The organism is Mangrovivirga halotolerans (assembly GCF_026241165.1).
GTDB classification, from domain to species: Bacteria; Bacteroidota; Bacteroidia; order Cytophagales; family Cyclobacteriaceae; genus Mangrovivirga; species Mangrovivirga halotolerans.
On record NZ_JAPFQN010000011.1, the window covers coordinates 200092 to 218489 of the forward strand.

Consider the following 18398-nt stretch of genomic DNA (forward strand, 5'->3'; position numbering starts at 1 on the left):
CACCAAATGATTAAATTATTCAATCAAATATTCTTATAACCATAAAAATTCCTTATATTCTTTTTTATAACTAACCATAGCCGAAATTATGAATTTTCTGGAATTCATGGAAAAATTCGCCTCCGAGATCGGGGGCCAATTTTCCGAGTACGACAAAAACAAATCGGTCATCATTGTACCGGTTGATGAATCACGTTATCAGACCGTCTTAGGGATGATGCGCATGAATGAAAAATATGGTAAAACTGGTGTTGAATTCACTTCCAAAGTATGTGAATACACTCCTGCCATTGACCTGAAGCATCTTTTAGTAGAAAACGCCAGGTTCTGCCACGCCAAGTTTGTCTTAAGCGAAAACTTTATCAAAGTGGAAGCTGCCACATTTCTCGATAACATTACTGATGATCTCCTAAAAGAAATGATCATTGAAGTTGCCGAGCTGGCAGATGAGTACGAAATGAAATTAACAGGGCTGGACGTACACTAAATTAGACTATATGGCATAATTTTACGTAATAAATAAAACAAAGGCAGTACAGCTTATCGCTCAAAACTTAGTTTTGTGAGGAAAGTCCGGGCAACACAGGGCACCGTACTTCCTAACAGGAAGGTGCTGACAAGCTTTTGCTTGTTAGTAACAGCCAGTGCCACAGAAAATATACCGCCATGGCAAACTTCGGTTTCGTCATTGGTAAGGGTGAAAAGGTGAGGTAAGAGCTCACCGGTCCCGGTGTGAATCGGGATGCGAGGTAAACCTTACGGGTTGAAAGACCAAATAGGTTCCGGATAAAGCGGCCCGCTTACATCCTTCGGGATACCGGAATGGGTAGGTCGATCGAGCCTGATGGTGACATCAGGCCCAGATAAATGATAAGCACTCTTTACGGAGTACAGAACCCGGCTTATCGTTCTGCCTTTGTTTTATTTTTTTGTTTCTTTTTACTCTCCTCCATCTTTATTTATTTTTTTCTTCTTTTTGTCTGGCATTCCTTTTGCAGTTCTTTAATTTTATTTTTTTAACCAACAAGAAATCTAATGGCTAAAATTCTGATAATTGATGACGAACCAGGAATCAGAGATACTCTGAAAGATATATTATCCTATGAAAAATACGATGTCGATGATGCCCCTGATGGTAAGGCAGGTCTGGAAAAAATCGAAAAGAACGACTACGACATCGTTCTCTGTGATATTAAAATGCCTAAAATGGATGGAATGGAGGTTCTTACCAAAGCTCTTGAACTTGGTAAAGACACACAATTCATCATGATCTCCGCACATGGCACCATCGAAACGGCTGTAGATGCTACTAAAAAGGGAGCCTTTGATTTCATTTCAAAGCCACCAGACTTAAACAGGATGCTGGTAAGTATCCGCAATGCGCTGGATAAATCAAACCTGGTTACTGAAACCAAGACTCTGAAGAAAAAAATAGCCAAGAAATATGATATGATCGGTACCTCCGAACCAATGGAAGAAATTAAGGAAACGATCGAAAAGGTAGCTCCAACGGATGCCAGGGTATTGATTACCGGACCGAATGGATCGGGTAAGGAACTTGTAGCCCGCTGGTTGCACGAAAAGAGTGAACGAAGCAAAGGCCCGATGATCGAAGTAAACTGCGCTGCAATCCCTGCTGAACTGATCGAAAGTGAACTTTTTGGTCATGAGAAAGGAGCGTTCACCTCTGCGGTAAAGCAACGAAAAGGGAAATTCGAACTTGCCGATGGAGGAACTTTATTTCTCGATGAGATCGGAGACATGTCACTTTCCGCCCAGGCAAAAGTTTTGAGGGCTTTACAGGAAAGCAAGATTTCTCGTGTTGGTGGCGACAAAGATATCAAGGTAAATGTTCGTGTACTGGCGGCAACTAATAAAGACCTGAAAAAGGAGATTGAAGAAGGAAACTTCAGGGAAGACCTCTATCACAGGTTGAGCGTGATAATCATAAAAGTACCTGCACTTAATGATCGAAAGGATGATATTCCTTTACTCGTGGATAAATTCCTTAACGACCTGGCCGGTGAATATGGCACTGCCAAAAAGGAAATTGAAGATGGTGCTATCGAAGAACTAAAAAAGAACGACTGGACCGGTAATATCCGGGAATTGCGAAACGTGGTTGAACGCCTGGTGATCATGTCGGGCAAAACGATCACTGCTGATGATGTGAAGAAATATTGTTGAGGTGGGTAATTTAGTTATCAGAGATTAGTGATTAAGTTATTAGTACACTTGACTCGCATAAAAAATACACCGCAAAGACGCCAAGTCCGCAAAGAAAATTGCTGACACAATTTTGGCGGAACACGAGATTCAACAGCATTACATTGGTCACATTTATTTAAGATGTTTCATAGAAGGGAGCGGTAGGAGCGACAATATCTCGAGGGCGGGAAGGATTGTGTGTAAGGAGGTTGATATTGTCTTGACTTTTTTGCTTCGTTTTTGTGTCAAGACAAAAATGAAGAGGTAGATATACCTTCACATTTAATAGAGGAGTCAAAAGAAAACTATATTCCAGTTATGCTAATCCAGATGTTAGCGCCAGCGCATCTGGAAGCTTGGTAAATCAGGATCTTAGATCCGGTTCGTGAGGACACAAACAGAGTGACAGCAATCCGGATTTAAAATCCGCTTCATCACTAGTTCGGCATGCCCTGCAGAACATATCGAACAGCCGCATTTTATTGATGATTGTTTAAAAGTCAATGATTCAAATATTATAAAAGCCACTGGCGCCAGCATCTCGCTGGTGCTTTTTTTTGCCCCAATGAAATGTAGAAAGTGATTGGATATTAGAGATTAGGTTGTTGGTTATAGGTAAACTTGACTCGATAATAAAAAAACACACCGCAAGGTCGCAAAGAGAATTGCTGACGCAATTTTTCACAACTGCTTCGTGGGGACACGAGCCAGGACTGTAATAATATCGCTACAACACCATCAAATTGCATCCCCGGATATCGCTGTTATCAAACCTGCCAAGAATCTCAAATTTTCCATCCGGAAATTTACGTCCAAGATCCTGGGTCTCAATGAATGAGCAGGTATCAACATTTGCCAGGTCTATTACATTAACACCACCGGTATTTCCCTCTCCCACCCATGAAAACGGATCATTGGTATCCCTTACCAGGATATCAAGAGTTGATGATGGTGTAAAAATACCTTTTCCGGAAGAATATGCCTGTGATAACAATTCAGTCATGCCGTATTCTGAGTGAACCGACTTTACTCCAAAAGCTTCCTTGATAATTTGATGAACCTCAGAACGCGTCATTTCTTTCCTCCTGCCCTTCATTCCTCCGGTTTCCATAATTATCAAATCAGGAAAATTGAGTTGAAAATTCTCGGCAAAATCCAACAACCCGAAAGTCACTCCAAATAACACAACCTTTTTCCCTTCATCTTTAAGCTGATTAAGCAGATCGAATAGTTTTCCATGGTCATACAGAAAAAAACCACTTCGATCATCTTCAGACTGTTTAATGAAATAGTCGACCATATAGATCAATGAAGATCCTTTTCTTTCGAGGTATCCGGGCAAAAGTGCCAATATAACACACTCAGATAAAGGGAAATATTTTTCATTCCACAGTTTTACAGTAATCTTTTCATACCATTCCCGGTAGTAAAGTTCATGTTTTGAAGCATTAGTTCCGGTGGTTCCACTACTGGTGAATATCTCCTCTGGTGAACTGTCAGTAGATGAAATTCGATGTTTTTTGAAAAAATCTATCGGTAAAAAAGGGATATCAAGCAGGTCATTAATATTGGAAGAGTCAATCGAAAGATAGTTGAGATATTGATTATAAACCTCATTATGAGTTGCCTGATGCCTGAATACACGAAGAGAGAGTTCATTAAAACCCTTTTTATTATCAGTCGATAAATTTAAGATCTCCTTCTTTAAACTATCTGACATTAATGTTCGTTTTAATATTGTAAATATTTACATATCTTTAGTTTAAAGATAGACGAGCACACATGAAATATAATGCGTTTTTAGCAATAATTTTTATTCTCTGTACAGCGGCATTTTGTGACGGGCCGCCATCATTATCTCCACAACCGACTATTAGTTATAATAATATAACTTATTACGATACCGGCTTTACCAAAAATCTGTCTCTTGTGCTGAATTTTGAAGATGGTGACGGTGACCTTGGACTTAGTCCGGTAGATGTAGGTGTACCGTATCAACCTTATGATCTGGTATTTGAAAATGGAGAACCAGTAATGTATGGTGACAGACCCGGAGACCCTGACTTTAACTGTGTAGATTACGAAATTGTACCAGAGGGCAATGAAGTTGACACTTTCCTGGTTAACAGAAATAAATATCACAACAATATTTATATTGATTTCTTTGTGAAAAGAAACGGGGTCTGGGAAGAATACGACTTAAGAACTACCGATCCATTTTTATGTGCAGATACATATGATGGTAGATTTCCTATTCTCAATCTGGATGAAAATGACAAAGCTTTAAAAGGAGAGTTGAGATACAATATGTATTCTGCCGCTATTTTTTCAGTATTTAGAAATGATACTGTTAAGGTTCAGGCTCAGATTGTCGATAGGCAATTACACGAGAGCAATATTATTGAAACTCCTGAATTTACCTTTCAACAAATTACAGTAACAGAAGTTCCGGATGAAAACGACGGACAGTAGAAAATCATGCAATTAAATTTTCCTTATATATAGGGAAACATAAGATAAATAGAAAGCCTCATCGTTTGATGTAGGCTTTTTTTTTAGGCCCAAACTTAACTGGTAGAATATTTCCTTCCTTAACTAACTATCACACCAACCAAATAATATTTTAAACACAAAACCCCATCGTGTCATACCCTTCTTTAATTAGTCGTAAGATTATACGTTTAATAAACGGATATAAACGTTTAATCTTACAACTGTATTTTTAATTTTCCTGATATTACCAGCAGAAAAACCAATGAATTATGATAAGGATTCTGCTGAAAAAAGTAAATAATGAAAATCGGCTGGTCTGTGAGTTCAAATATCACGTAAAGATCATTGAATCAGTGCGTTCGATTCCCGGAAGAAAGTGGGATATCAGGAATAAATACTGGTATTTTTCAGATACTGCTGAAAATTACCGTCGGATCAAAGCTGTACTAGGTAAATACAACCTTGGAGTGAACCCGAATATCCTTAAAAAGTATGATCCTGATGTTCGACACTCTGGGGTAAAATATAAGAAGCCCGAAAAAAAGAAGAAGATAAAGAATCCGTTTATCCGAACAGAGCAAAAGATCCCGGTACCGGAGGAATACATTCACAAACTGGAAACAGTTCGATATAGTAAGAGCACAATCGACACCTATATCTATTACTTTTCAGATTTCTTAACATATTGCCAGATTGGAAATCCGGATACCTTTACTGATGAGCAGGTAAAAAAATACCTTTTGCATCTTATCCACGACAAAAAGGTATCTCAAAGCACTCAAAACCAGGCAGTAAACGCTATAAAATTTTACCTGGAAAAGATAAAGGGAGAAGACCGGAAGTATTACTGGATAGACCGGCCCAGGAAGGAGAAAAAACTACCAGTAGTGCTGAGTGAAGAGGAAGTGGTGCGTATACTTAAAACACCGATGAATTTGAAGCACCGGTGTATGCTAACCTTGATCTATAGTGCAGGCTTACGTGTAGGAGAAATGATCGATATGAAGATTTCGGATATTGATGGTGACCGGATGTTAATTCATGTAAAAGGAGCTAAAGGTAAAAAAGACCGCACTACCCTATTATCTGAAAAGACCTTAGCGTTATTACGAGAATATTATAAAAAATATAAACCCAAAAGATGGTTGTTTGAAGGCCAGGGTGGTGAAAAGTATTCTGCGAGTAGCTTAAGAAAAGTATTTCACAGGGCTAAAAAGAACGCCGGGATAAAAAAGGATGCAACTCTTCATACGTTGAGGCATAGTTTTGCCACGCATTTATTAGAACGAGGGACTAATTTACGATACATCCAAAATTTACTGGGCCATTCAAGCAGTAAAACGACTGAAATATACACCCATATAACAAGTAAAGGAATGAATGAAATAAAAAGCCCATTAGATAATTTAGAAATATGAAATCAGCCACATACTTGTTCAAACAGATTTTTGTAAATAGTGATTCAGGCATTATATTGCAAGGAAACACCAAATACATATATGGAATAAGAGCCACTGAGTGGCGCTTAGCCATTCGTTAGCTCTCATAGCGTTTAGTGCTCATCTGGCCTTTTTAGAATCATCAAATCAATCAGCTTTTTCTTTATGATCATTTATGCGATTGACTGGGGATGTAGTTCTCTTTCGATCAGCTCTGTTTGATGAAAGAATTTTGTTCAATCGATCAATTTTTGAATACCTTTTTTTTGACTGCTAAAGATTAAGCCTGGTTTTATCACGAAATTGATGAATTAGCACTAAACTTTGTCATCCGGTAGGCCTGTTTAAGGAATAATTAAGGATTACCGCAAGGTATTTTCTGCTAGTTGAAACAAGCCTTTGACCCGGAAATGATTTGCAGGACCTACCTGATGAAGATACGAGAGCTAACACAACCTATATCCCACCGCTTCTTTTTTCTATGAAAAAACTTATCTTTGAGAATCAGCTATGCACTTTTTGAAGTCTGCCCTGTGGCGGCGGGGCATAGCCAGACACACGTTGGTAGCAATTCTCCTTTTTTCAAGGAAAATCAGCTAATTATAAAAACGATATTCAGAGTGTAGAAAACTGCAATTAGATAACTATGAATAATACAGAAACATCCCCCATCTCAGGTGTAAATATCTCTGTGACAAAAATTGAAATACTTGATAATGATAGCATGTCAATAGGAAATGCTAGTGGATTTTTTTTTCGGCATAACGGAATCAAATATTTAATAACTAATAGACATGTAGTAATTGATGAAAATGAGGACTTTTATCCGAAATATTTAAAAATTAAACTACATACCAACAAAGAAAATCCCAGGCAGAATATTGACATTAGAGTTAATCTATATGAAGACAGTAAACCAAATTGGCTTGAGCATAAAGATTATAATGAAAAAGAAATTGATGTTATCGCACTTCCTTTAAATAAACTAACGATTGAAAAAACAATAGACTTTGATAGTACCATTATCAATTTCTTCAGCCAAGAAAATTTCCTAAATAATTATACTCTTTCAACATTTTCAAATGTGATAATAGTTGGTTATCCCTTAGGTTTTCATGATGAATCAAATAATTTACCAGTCTACAGAAAAGGTATGGTTGCATCTTCGTTTAAAGTTGATTTTGAAGGAGATCCCTATTTTTTAATTGATTCAAACTTACATGAGGGGACCAGTGGTAGTCCAGTAATTAATTCACCGCATAATTTAATAATTGATAATATGGGTAATGGAATCCACACTCAAAAATATATTTTACTTGGGGTTCATTCTGCCGAGCATATTGTTGATAAAGATCCACTTGGATTAAATGTAGTTTGGTATCCAAGAGTTATAATTGAAATAATAGAAAATAATTAAGTACTGCTACCAACAGTACCTATATGCCACCGTTTTGTTTTTCAATTGGGGCTATTATCTTTGAGTATCAGCTATGTGTTTTTTAATCAGCCGTAGGTTTCGGCGGACACATAGCCTTGACGTTAGCTCTCATAGCGTTTAGTGCTTATCCGGCCTTTTTTGAATCATCGAATCGATCAGCTTTTTCTTTATGATCATTTATGCGATTGACTGGGGATGTAGTTCTCTTTCGATCAGCTCTGTTTGATGAAAGAATTTTGTTCAATCGATCAATTTTTGAATACCTTTTTTTTCGACTGCTAAAGATTAAGCCTGGTTTTATCACGAAATTGATGAATTAGCAATAAACTTTGTCATCCGGTAGGCCTGTTTAAGGAATAATTAAGGATTACCGCAAGGTATTTTCTGCTAGTTGAAACAAGCCTTTGACCCGGAAATGATTTGCAGGACCTACCTGATGAAGATACGAGAGCTAACACAACCTATATCCCACCGCTTCTTTTTTCTATGAAAAAACTTATCTTTGAGAATCAGCTATACACTTTTTGAAGTCTGCCGTGTGGCGGCGGGGCATAGCCAGACACGTTATCGGCAATTATGCGAACTTTAATTATACTCTTACTTTTTATTAGCTCATTTTCAGTAATGGGTCAATTAGTTGATAAATCTGAATTTGATAGGCTTGTAATTGTAGACGAATTCAACAGTAATTACAATATAATTTTTGGCAGAGTATATAAAATAAACTTGCATGATAGTTTACCACAGCTAATTCTGTATAACGAATATAAATCACCTGATACTTTAGCTGATTTTTATAAAAACTTCATCCCAAATTTTGATCAAATACAAAACAATGAAAATAAAAAAATAATAGGACAAATAAACTCTGAAAAAATTGATGATTTTATTGAAGTTTTGAACCAACCAAAAGGATTAAGTGATTTACTTGAATTCTATCAAATTGACAGCACTTGGTATTTAAAAAATAAAGACCGAATAATTGAGAAATGGCTAGCTAATAACACAAAATTGGACAAGCTTGAAAAAGAATATGGTAAATATATTTTGAATGATTTTGAAAAATTTCGGATTATGGCATACCGTCATATACTTCAATCCAATACTTCAGGATATTCATCTGTTACTGTAGCCTTTGAAAATGATACTGATACATTAATTATTCATTCAACCGGTCAAGAATCTTTTTTAATTCCTTGGTTATCAGGTACCACTTATAAAAATTATGACCCCAATTTATCTGCACTAGTAAGCCAATTTTTACCATCGGATATAATTATTAATAAGAATACTTTGAATCCAACAATTGAAGATTTTGAGGACAGAATTTTACAACAACTGACTTTCAAAGTAGGATTCGTTAATCGCAAAAAATTTAAAAAACTATTGAAAGAAAAAAGCCGATAACAATGCCTATGGTCCACCGTTTTGTTTTTCAGTTGGGGCTATTATCTTTGGGTGTCAGCTATACGTTTTTTAAGTAGCCGTTGGTTTCGGCGGACACATAGCCTTGACGTTAGCTCTCATAGCGTTTAGTGCTCATCCGGCTTTTTTTGAATCATCAAATCAATCAGCTTTTTCTTTATAATCATTTATGCGATTGACTGGGAATGAAGTTCTCTTTCGATCAGCTCTGTTTGATGAAAGAATTTTGTTCAATCGATCAATTTTTAAATACTTTTTTTTCGACTGCTAAAGATTAAGTCTGGTTTTATCACGAAACCGATGAATTAGCACTAAACTTTGTCATCCGGTAGGCCTGTTTAAGGAATAATTAAGGATTACCCCAAGGTATTTTCTGCTAGTTGAAACAAGCCTTTGACCCGGAAATGATTTGCAGGACCTACCTGATGGAGATACGAGAGCTAACACAACCTATATCCCACCGCTTCTTTTTTCTATGAAAAAACTTATCTTTGAGAATCAGCTATGCACTTTTTGAAGTCTGCCGTGTGGCGGCGGGGCATAGCCAGACACGTTAGCTCTCATAGCGTTTAGTGCTCATCCGGCTTTTTTTGAATCATCAAATCAATCAGCTTTTTCTTTATAATCATTTATGCGATTGACTGGGAATGAAGTTCTCTTTCGATCAGCTCTGTTTGATGAAAGAATTTTGTTCAATCGATCAATTTTTAAATACTTTTTTTTCGACTGCTAAAGATTAAGTCTGGTTTTATCACGAAACCGATGAATTAGCACTAAACTTTGTCATCCGGTAGGCCTGTTTAAGGAATAATTAAGGATTACCCCAAGGTATTTTCTGCTAGTTGAAACAAGCCTTTGACCCGGAAATGATTTGCAGGACCTACCTGATGGAGATACGAGAGCTAACACAACCTATATCCCACCGCTTCTTTTTTCTATGAAAAAACTTATCTTTGAGAATCAGCTATGCACTTTTTGAAGTCTGCCGTGTGGCGGCGGGGCATAGCCAGACACGTTAGCTGTAATATGATGACAAATTCAATCAAACCTTATAAAACAGACTTTATATTATTTATTGGATTAATAATTATAGCAATATCTATCTATTTAATTTCTACAGAAAATTCACCAGTTGATCTTCAAATGCATGATACCTACATTGTATTGGATCAAAACTCCATTACTTTTTTAATTATTGGACCTTTAATTTTTCTCGTTTTCCTTTTAAGAGGAATTTGGAAAAAGTTAAAGAATAAATGGACAAACATTGGACTACTAGTTGGGCTTATATGGATTTTGATATTTTTATATTTTACGATTCAAGGGCAACAACAATTAGTTGACCAATTTTCAGAATATGCTAAAGAAGAACATTTTTATAATGAAGTATTTGTTAAGGGAGCAAAACAAAAGATAAAATATCTTTGGGTTATTTTATCTATAATTACTTTAGGGATATTTGCATTAGGATATTGGACAATTAGAATTTGGAATAAGGTATACTACAGCTAACAGGAGCTATGGCCCACCGTTTTGTTTTTCAGTTGGGGCTATTATCTTTGGGTATCAGCTATGCGTTTTTTAAGCAGCCGTAGGTTTCGGCGGACACATAGCCTTGACGTTGGTATTAATTTAAAATGAACGAAACCCAAGTGAAATATCGAGAATGGGAACTCTATTCGGACAAAAAGATAACTGAACATACTTATAAGGAATTTGAGAATTCAGGAGCTGAGAGTTGTGGATGCGACTATTGTAAAAATTTCATTATACAACGAGAATCAGTTTACCCAGATGAAATTAAAAAGTTATTCGAAGAATTAGGAATTGATTATAAGAAGGAAATTGATGTTAGTGAATTGGCTCGACTTGAAAATGGGCTTCACTATTATAACGGATGGTTTCAATTTAAAGGGGACTTTAAAGGAAAAGACTGTACAATTCCTCTTAAAGATGGTGGGCACACCGTTGACCTAACTAAAATAACAGACAATTTCAGTATTGGATTTAGGTATGACAATTCAATAACTCCATTTAAAGACAAAAGTGGACTTGTTCAAATTGAATTTGACTGTTATTTACCTTGGGTTTTGGAGAACGAAACAGAATAAACAATTATAGAAAAACTAATACCAACAGTATGTATAAGTTATGGCTGGCTGTAGAGCCAGCTCAAGCGCCGGATTTTCGCTGGATTTCACTGTCCTAGCGGACGCGAAATCGGCACGATAATCCGCCACAAACTCATACATTGAACGTTGGGAAACATATGGGGAATCACAATATGAATCAAACTAAATTTTTTGGATTAGTCTACATTGGATTAATAGTTTCAATTATCGGATTGTATCTAGCAATTAAATATCAGATAATCTCCTTCCAGTTGATAAACTATATCCCGGTTATTCTATTACTCTTAGGATTATTTCTATTCTATAAAAATTGGATTTATGATCATATAAAGGATGATTATATAACAATTCGATTAAAAAAAATCTCGTGGCAATCCTCATTGTTAATGCTACCTTCAATAGGTTTTTATCTACTAATGGTTTCTAAGTTAAATTTCATAGAGAATCAACTCACACAGTTTTATGGAGGATATTTAAATATCTTAATGCTGTTTATTTTTATGATATTTTTCATTTCATTTCTTCCAGTTAAAGCAAAATTAATTGATAACGAATTAGTAGTAGACAATAAAAAATATAATGTTAATGATATCAATAACATAGAATTAGAAAATGGATACTTAGTGATTGATAAATTAAGTGATTCCAAAAGAATATCAAGTGTGAAATTGAATTCAAAACAAATTGAATTTATAAAGATTACATTAAGACAAACAAATTAATAAATACGTTTCCCAACACTCACTATAACCGCATTTTTATGCCACGGGGGACATAAAAACTGCGCCATAGTGTAGACGTTGTGCTTCATTAAAACCAACAGCCGAATAACAAAATGATTGACCTAAATGATAATACAGCTGGAATAAAAGAATTTGTGAGCACATCAATTGAGCGGTTTCGGTCTGAGAAAGGCAATTTCAATTCAATTGGAATTTATTGCTGTCCTTGGTCTGGTTGGATCTCTATAAATTTCAACATTGAGAAGACTTTAACGGAAACTGACAACAATTGTCCTGATTTTGAATATGTTGAATTTGGCTTATTGGATATTCCAGAGTGGCAAGACGAATACGAAAACGATAATCCTGAGTTTAAAATTGGTGACACAATTAAAATTCACGACCACGACTTAGGTGATGAAAATTTTAATAGCTTGATTTTCGATTATCTAAGACCAATAACCGTAGAAATAAAAGACAATTATAAATCCGACTTTCTTCTTCAAATGTTGGACAGCAATTTGGTGGAGAAAATATAAATAACGAAAGCACAACAACGCATATAGCTAATGGCGGGTGAACGGTTGCCAGCAGGATTTTCACTCCGCAGCCAACTTTGGTTTCGGTGGACAGGAAAGTGCTTCGAAACCGCCACAAGCCATATGCAAACCGTTATGCTGCATAAAAGAAGCCAGATCCATCAATGAGAATAATAGCTATCCTAATTTTTTCTATTCTAATCACAAATGTTTCTAAAGCCCAGTACCTTATTAAAGGTATTGTTTATGATTCATTAGAGAATTCTCCATTACCGGGGATAACAGTTTTTGTGGACTCAACTAATGAAACAACTACAAATATTGATGGAAAGTTTTCAATTAGGATAAAGAAACTACCTGCGAAAATAACCTTTGCGGGTGTTGGCATTTTGTCAAGGACTATTGAAGTTAAATCAGATAGTAATCTTATAGTATTCTTGAAACCATATACATTGGTTCATTTTTATGGAAGTCAAAAAATTGGAATATACCTGACATCTGGTTTTATAAATAATCCCATTGGTGGGGAACTTTACATTTCATCCCCCTATATTTTTAATTTTGCTTTACTGAATGGATCAATTAATTATCAAACGAATTTTAAGGATAACAATCTATTGAATTCAAAGGTAAGTATCGAGATAGTAACCACATGGAATTTTGGATTTGGACTTTCAGGCTATTATCAGGATTTGAAACTAGATAACTATACTCTTAATAATAAATTCTTAGAAATAGACTTTTCGACCTCATTTATACCCTTCGATTTATCATTTGGATATGGTATAATAAATACAAATGACGAGGAGAATAGAGATTATACAAATAAAGGATTGACAATTAAAGTAAGTAAATATGTTCATGAACCACTAAAACTTACTTTATCTTCGAGGATTCTTTTTTACGATGAATTATTAGGGTTTCATGCTGAATTAAATAAACCAATTAAGAATTTTGAGACGTTTGTTAGGTTTCAGCAATTGGATGCTTACAAAGAATTCACCTTGGGAATTGGATATAAGTTCACATATATATTCAGTGATCCGAATAAATATTAATCACGGCAGCATAACAGTACCTATATGCCACCGTTTTGTTTTTCAGTTGGGGCTATTATCTTTGAGCATCAGCTATGCGTTTTTTAAGCAGCCGTAGGTTTCGGCGGACACATAGCCTTGACGTTACCATTCATTAAATGCACATAGTAAAGTTAAATATAACAGGTAAGGAAGTAGGTTCGGAAGAGTTCTTTGAATTCACCAATTATTACTTTCAATCACTCTATGGAACAAAGCAAATAATAAATGAAGAATGGCAGTACGAACCTATTGACAATGGATTAAGCCTTAACCTTTTTTGCCCTGAGAAAGATTCGTACAGCGAGAAGAATTCAACCATTTATGGAATTAAGTGGAAAAAACGAATTGAAGGAGAATTGAAGTGTAAATTTGACTTCAGGTACATGGGGTTAGACCCTGAGTTTGGAAAAACAATCATTCCAAAAAAGCGAGATTTTTTAATTCTTAAAACTGCAAGGTTTTCACCAATAATTGAAGGCTCATCACTTAATCAAATTCCATTATACAAGATACCTTATACTCATCATGATGGAGAATGCTATAACGATATTAACTTCTGGGAAAATAATTATGAAAGGGTTGAAGGACTTTGGTTTAATGGCATTGTAGGTGAAAGGTGGGCACAAAACCAATTACAAAACCATGATAGTGATCTTAGTAAACAAGGAATTGATTGTTGTAAAAAAATTGAGGAAGTAACACAAATACCCACTTATTATTTTCTCTTCAATTATAGAGCTTGGGGACAAAAGAAAGACAAAGAAAGAAAATGTCCGAGATGCGGAAATGATTGGTTGATAGATGGTTCAACATTCAACGACTTTTACGCATTTAAGTGTGATGATTGCAGGTTAATTTCTGAACTTTCCTCCAATAGATAAAAAAACGAAATGGTAACACTATGTAAAAATGCATTAAAACGCATTTTACATTAAACGTTGTGCTTCATGCTGAAAAAGACAATGAAACTGAAATCAATCGTAATCATACTGACTTGTTTGACAATTTTGTCCTTTACTAAACAGGATGAAACAAAATGGATTTCAATCAAATGGGTTGACAATATTGAAAACGACTTTTCATTCAAAGAGGAATGGAGTTATCCTGAAGGTGTTTACAAGAATAAATTTGGGCAATTAAGTTGCGATGGAATTTGTCCTCCAGAAATAGACCGAATGAAAAATGAAGAAGGGAAAATATATCCTGACTCATTAAAAGCATTCTATGCAATTGTCGACACAACCCATTTGTTTCATTCAATTACATCTGAAGCTTGGACCTATGAATGGGCAGGTACAGACTTTATGACTTTTAAAAAGCAAGCGGACAATTCTATACTTGGACAATCGGCTTGTAAAGTTTCTACTCATAGTAGTTTGATAATTGAAATCAAGAATGATTCTTTTAGAGCATGGATTGATTTTAATAGTATTACAGAACTTGGGAAACAAATATTTCCAATGAAAGAAGGGCAAATTAGAGTTGATAAAAAGCTATTCGACAAAGGGATTATTAAAGCCGAATTTGATTTGAAATTTGTAAACACCTTGGATGTCGAAAGAGAAATGTATTGGAAAGGATTGATTTACAGTAAAATTGAAAAATAAAAGCACGAAAGCACAACAATGGCTATAATTAATACGGGTTTTGGTACTTAACCCAAAGTTAAAAGCTTTTAACAAAGTCCACCAAATCTTTTGATTTGACTTTATAAAGAAAAGATAAAACAAAATAAAAAGTTTTGGCTAAGTGCTTAACTGAAAGTTCAATACTTTTAATTCCCGTACTAACCATAGCCGAGACGTTGGTATTCATAAAAATGAAATTTGAAACGGACATAAGAAAAGGTATTAAAATTCTTTATTTAGATAAAGAATTAACCTGTTGGCAAAATGAAAACAACTCTTTAGAGGTTTATAAAAATAATGAAAATTTTGATTTATTATTTTCCTGCAAAATAGAAGGTCCAATAGGCAGAGTAGGAAGATATTCTCACGGAATTTATTATTTTAAAGATAAAAATACTCACTTTATTAACTACAGTGGGCAAACGGTCTATATTAAAAATAACCAATTATTCTACTCCTTTAATAAAAATTATATTGCTAGTGTCAATACGAATTTTCCGAAATTAATAAAATTTAGAGGAGTATATTTTGGAGAGATTGAATTAAATAGAAAAGGTGGTGCTAAGCTATTTTTAGAAGATAAATTTATTGAAAGTTTAGATCAAAGGTCCTCTGAATTGAAATGTTACGATTTAGCTAAATTCGGAAAATATTCGTGGACTATAGATTTAAAAAAAATCACAAAATCTCAGAATGCTTACACCCATAAAAGAATAATTAACTACGGAACAAAATTATATTTATTTTGTGATGGGGTAGAAAATCGTGGATTATTACAATTTGACCTAACAACAGGAACTCTCATTAATCAATTAAATGGGTGTTATTTTGAACTTTTTAGGGATGAAGAATACATTTACACATCAAAACCAAATAATATCCTCTGTCGTATAGATTGCAGGGATAACTCAATAAATGAATGGGATGTTGATAAACTTATTAAGAAGAATGGACTGGAAAGTATACATGACCACCGATACTATGTAAATGATGGGGTTTTATATTTCACTCAAAGCCTTGGGGACACAAAAGCTAAACTTGTTGTTTTGGATTTTGATAGAAAAGATCTACTCTACAAATATGAATTTAAACCTCAAAATGGAGCAATTGGAAGTATAAAAGCTACAAAATTCAAAATTTTTGTTTATACACAAGATGGATTACTATATATTTTTGATAAAAAACGAAATACCAACAATACCTAAACTGCATTTAAACGCAGTTTAGCAATAACGTTAGCCCACATTAAAAGAAACGACAGAGAATGAATTTTACAGACAGAATAAAACCAACGGACAAGGGAATTACAACCTACCTTGACGAACTGAAAAATCAGAATTACCAAATTCCGACTTTCCAAAGAGATGTAGTTTGGGAAGAAGAAAATGTTAAAAAACTGTGGGACAGTATCTACAAGTTCTACCCTCTTGGGAGCATCTTAGTTTGGAAAACCGATTTAAAACTGCAAAATCACAGACAAATTGGTGGACATAAAATTGCTGACGAGCATTTTACAAGAAGTGAATATCAATATTTACTTGACGGTCAGCAACGAACTACTTCACTTCTAACTTCTCTTTACGGTGGTAAAATAGAAGGTCGTGACGGTTTTAACCCTTCACTATATATTGACCTGACCATTGAAAGTGAAGACGAAACAGATGATGAAAGTTACAAAAAGAGATTCCTTTATTGGAATGAAATTGACGACAGAGAAGGCACTTTTAAAAGGAATATTGGAAGGAAGAAAAAATATGATGACGGACTTATTGTTAAACTCCTTGACGTAAAGCAAAATTTTGAGACAATTCAGCAAAAAATTGTCAATCATCCTGATGTTGCACAGCAATACAACCACCCTTATTGGGTGGAGCTTAGAAAAGTTCAGCAAGTCCTAACCAACTACCGTATTTCATTTATTGAGTTAAAGGGTATCAAAGTCGCAGAAGTCTGCCAAATATTTGAACGCATAAACCAAGCAGGAAAACCGCTTGACATCTTTGATATTGTCGTTGCAAAAACATTTAGACCGAAATCTGAAACTGATAAAGGTTTTTACCTTAGAGACCTAATTGATGATTTCAAAAAAGTCAATAACAGTAATTATCTCCAAATTGACGATTTCGATTATCTCCAAATAATTGCCGTTCTAATTCGCGAAAACATTGAAAATTCAGGCATCCATAACATTACACCAAGATATTTAAATGACATCAAAACGGAACAAATAGAAAGTATTTGGGAATCTGCTAAGAAGGCAATTCTTAAAACATTTGATTTCTTTGAGAATACCCTAAACTTAAAAGGCCCTCAACTTATTCCATATCGTTATTTCTACCTGACGATTGCAAACTACTTCTACAAAAACGACACTCCTAGCTATGATTTTTTGAAAAAATATTTTTGGTTCCATTCGTTGCACAGAGACGATTTACTCAGTAACACAGGAGACATCAATCAACACATAAGTCTTTTGAATGGAGAAAAGTATGATAATGAACAAAGGTTTGGCAGATTCCTCATTGACAAGGATACTTTGAGAAAATCATCATATAGTTCAAAAGGACGAATTTCAAGAGCAATTCTATCGCTCTACTCTCACAAATGTCCAAAAGATTGGAAGTACACAGATAGAAATGTAAACGTTGACAATTTTTTCTTTTCAACAGACAAGCCAAATCTTCATCATATTTTCCCGACTAACTACATTTCAAACAACAGGGCAGACAATCAGCTCGACAATAACAGTTTAATGAATATTGCATATCTCACACAGTTGACAAACTTGGAGATTAGTGACAAGAATCCGTTGGAATACATTAAGGAATACGACCAGAACCCAAATTTTGAAAGTGTTATCGACTCTCATCTGCTCCCAAAACAAATCCTAACTTGGGCGAGAATGGACGAAATGCCGTCAAATGCTCTTGACCAATTTATGGAAGAACGGGTAGAACTTGTAATTGAAGAACTGAAAAGACAACTAAGTGGAATTAACATAGAAGTAATTGATACTAAGGAGAAAGAAACGATTGAAGAAAATGAAAACGTGGGCTAACATTGTATAAGCGTAATGCGGGCTGAACGTCTAAAATTGAGATTTTTTGCTTTTAAGGAACTTTGACTTATGCGGACAGTGAAATGCTCCGAAATCCCGCACTACGCTTATACTTGACCGTTGTGGGGCATTCAAAAACGACATTGCAAACTAAATGAGATACGTTAAAAAAATATTGAAGATTGGAGTACTAATCGGGATTCTCTCTTTGATAGGAATCTTTGGAGCGGATAGACT

At 35.0% G+C, this 18398-nt stretch carries 16 protein-coding genes and 1 other RNA gene; 16 read left to right on the forward strand and 1 reads right to left on the reverse strand.

What is annotated here, in order from left to right; genetic code table 11:
• Positions 1–214 precede the first annotated feature (214 nt).
• From OO013_RS18195 to OO013_RS18205, 3 genes are all read left to right on the forward strand, one after another.
• Positions 215–487, forward strand: a complete 273-nt coding sequence (locus tag OO013_RS18195; protein WP_266058421.1) for a type III secretion system chaperone family protein — start codon at positions 215–217, stop codon at positions 485–487.
• Between the two features lie 40 nt (positions 488–527).
• Positions 528–921: RNase P RNA component class A (rnpB, locus tag OO013_RS18200), an RNA gene on the forward strand.
• A gap of 114 nt (positions 922–1035) precedes the next feature.
• Complete coding sequence (locus tag OO013_RS18205; RefSeq protein ID WP_266058422.1) at positions 1036–2187, forward strand: sigma-54-dependent transcriptional regulator; 1152 nt, start codon at positions 1036–1038, stop codon at positions 2185–2187.
• A gap of 748 nt (positions 2188–2935) precedes the next feature.
• On the opposite strand, the gene OO013_RS18210 is transcribed toward OO013_RS18205, so the two are convergent.
• Positions 2936–3928 (reverse strand): LuxE/PaaK family acyltransferase, encoded by a 993-nt coding sequence (locus OO013_RS18210; RefSeq protein ID WP_266058423.1) that lies wholly within the window; start codon positions 3926–3928, stop codon positions 2936–2938.
• 62 nt (positions 3929–3990) lie between these two features.
• Here OO013_RS18210 and OO013_RS18215 point away from each other — a divergent pair, with 62 nt between their 5' ends.
• The 13 genes from OO013_RS18215 (at position 3991) to OO013_RS18275 (ending at position 18161) form a co-directional block, all read left to right on the forward strand.
• Positions 3991–4680 carry a hypothetical protein gene (locus OO013_RS18215; protein ID WP_266058424.1) on the forward strand — a complete coding sequence of 230 codons (690 nt, stop codon included), beginning with the start codon at positions 3991–3993 and terminating at the stop codon, positions 4678–4680.
• Between the two features lie 290 nt (positions 4681–4970).
• Positions 4971–6119 (forward strand): site-specific tyrosine recombinase/integron integrase, encoded by a 1149-nt coding sequence (gene xerA, locus OO013_RS18220; protein ID WP_266058425.1) that lies wholly within the window; start codon positions 4971–4973, stop codon positions 6117–6119.
• A gap of 667 nt (positions 6120–6786) precedes the next feature.
• Complete coding sequence (locus tag OO013_RS18225) at positions 6787–7557, forward strand: S1 family peptidase (protein WP_266058426.1); 771 nt, start codon at positions 6787–6789, stop codon at positions 7555–7557.
• 645 nt (positions 7558–8202) lie between these two features.
• Entirely contained in the window at positions 8203–8985 is a 783-nt protein-coding gene (locus OO013_RS18230) for a hypothetical protein (RefSeq protein ID WP_266058427.1), read from the forward strand.
• Between the two features lie 1047 nt (positions 8986–10032).
• Entirely contained in the window at positions 10033–10515 is a 483-nt protein-coding gene (locus OO013_RS18235) for a hypothetical protein (protein ID WP_266058428.1), read from the forward strand.
• A 125-nt stretch (positions 10516–10640) separates the two neighbouring features.
• Positions 10641–11114 (forward strand): hypothetical protein, encoded by a 474-nt coding sequence (locus tag OO013_RS18240; RefSeq protein ID WP_266058429.1) that lies wholly within the window; start codon positions 10641–10643, stop codon positions 11112–11114.
• Positions 11115–11272: 158 nt separating this feature from the next.
• Positions 11273–11857 (forward strand): hypothetical protein, encoded by a 585-nt coding sequence (locus OO013_RS18245; protein WP_266058430.1) that lies wholly within the window; start codon positions 11273–11275, stop codon positions 11855–11857.
• Between the two features lie 113 nt (positions 11858–11970).
• The gene (locus tag OO013_RS18250; protein ID WP_266058431.1) at positions 11971–12396 is read left to right on the forward strand and encodes a hypothetical protein; all 426 of its coding nucleotides are present in this window, start codon (positions 11971–11973) and stop codon (positions 12394–12396) included.
• 164 nt (positions 12397–12560) lie between these two features.
• Positions 12561–13454 carry a carboxypeptidase-like regulatory domain-containing protein gene (locus OO013_RS18255; protein ID WP_266058432.1) on the forward strand — a complete coding sequence of 298 codons (894 nt, stop codon included), beginning with the start codon at positions 12561–12563 and terminating at the stop codon, positions 13452–13454.
• Positions 13455–13591: 137 nt separating this feature from the next.
• A complete protein-coding gene (locus tag OO013_RS18260) occupies positions 13592–14356 on the forward strand; it encodes a DUF2310 family Zn-ribbon-containing protein (RefSeq protein ID WP_266058433.1) in 765 nt (254 codons plus the stop codon).
• A 66-nt stretch (positions 14357–14422) separates the two neighbouring features.
• The gene (locus tag OO013_RS18265) at positions 14423–15082 is read left to right on the forward strand and encodes a hypothetical protein (protein WP_266058434.1); all 660 of its coding nucleotides are present in this window, start codon (positions 14423–14425) and stop codon (positions 15080–15082) included.
• A 212-nt stretch (positions 15083–15294) separates the two neighbouring features.
• Positions 15295–16308: a hypothetical protein gene (locus tag OO013_RS18270; protein WP_266058435.1), complete on the forward strand. Its 1014-nt coding sequence runs from the start codon at positions 15295–15297 to the stop codon at positions 16306–16308.
• Between the two features lie 59 nt (positions 16309–16367).
• Entirely contained in the window at positions 16368–18161 is a 1794-nt protein-coding gene (locus tag OO013_RS18275) for a DUF262 domain-containing protein (protein ID WP_266058436.1), read from the forward strand.
• Positions 18162–18398: the final 237 nt, after the last annotated feature.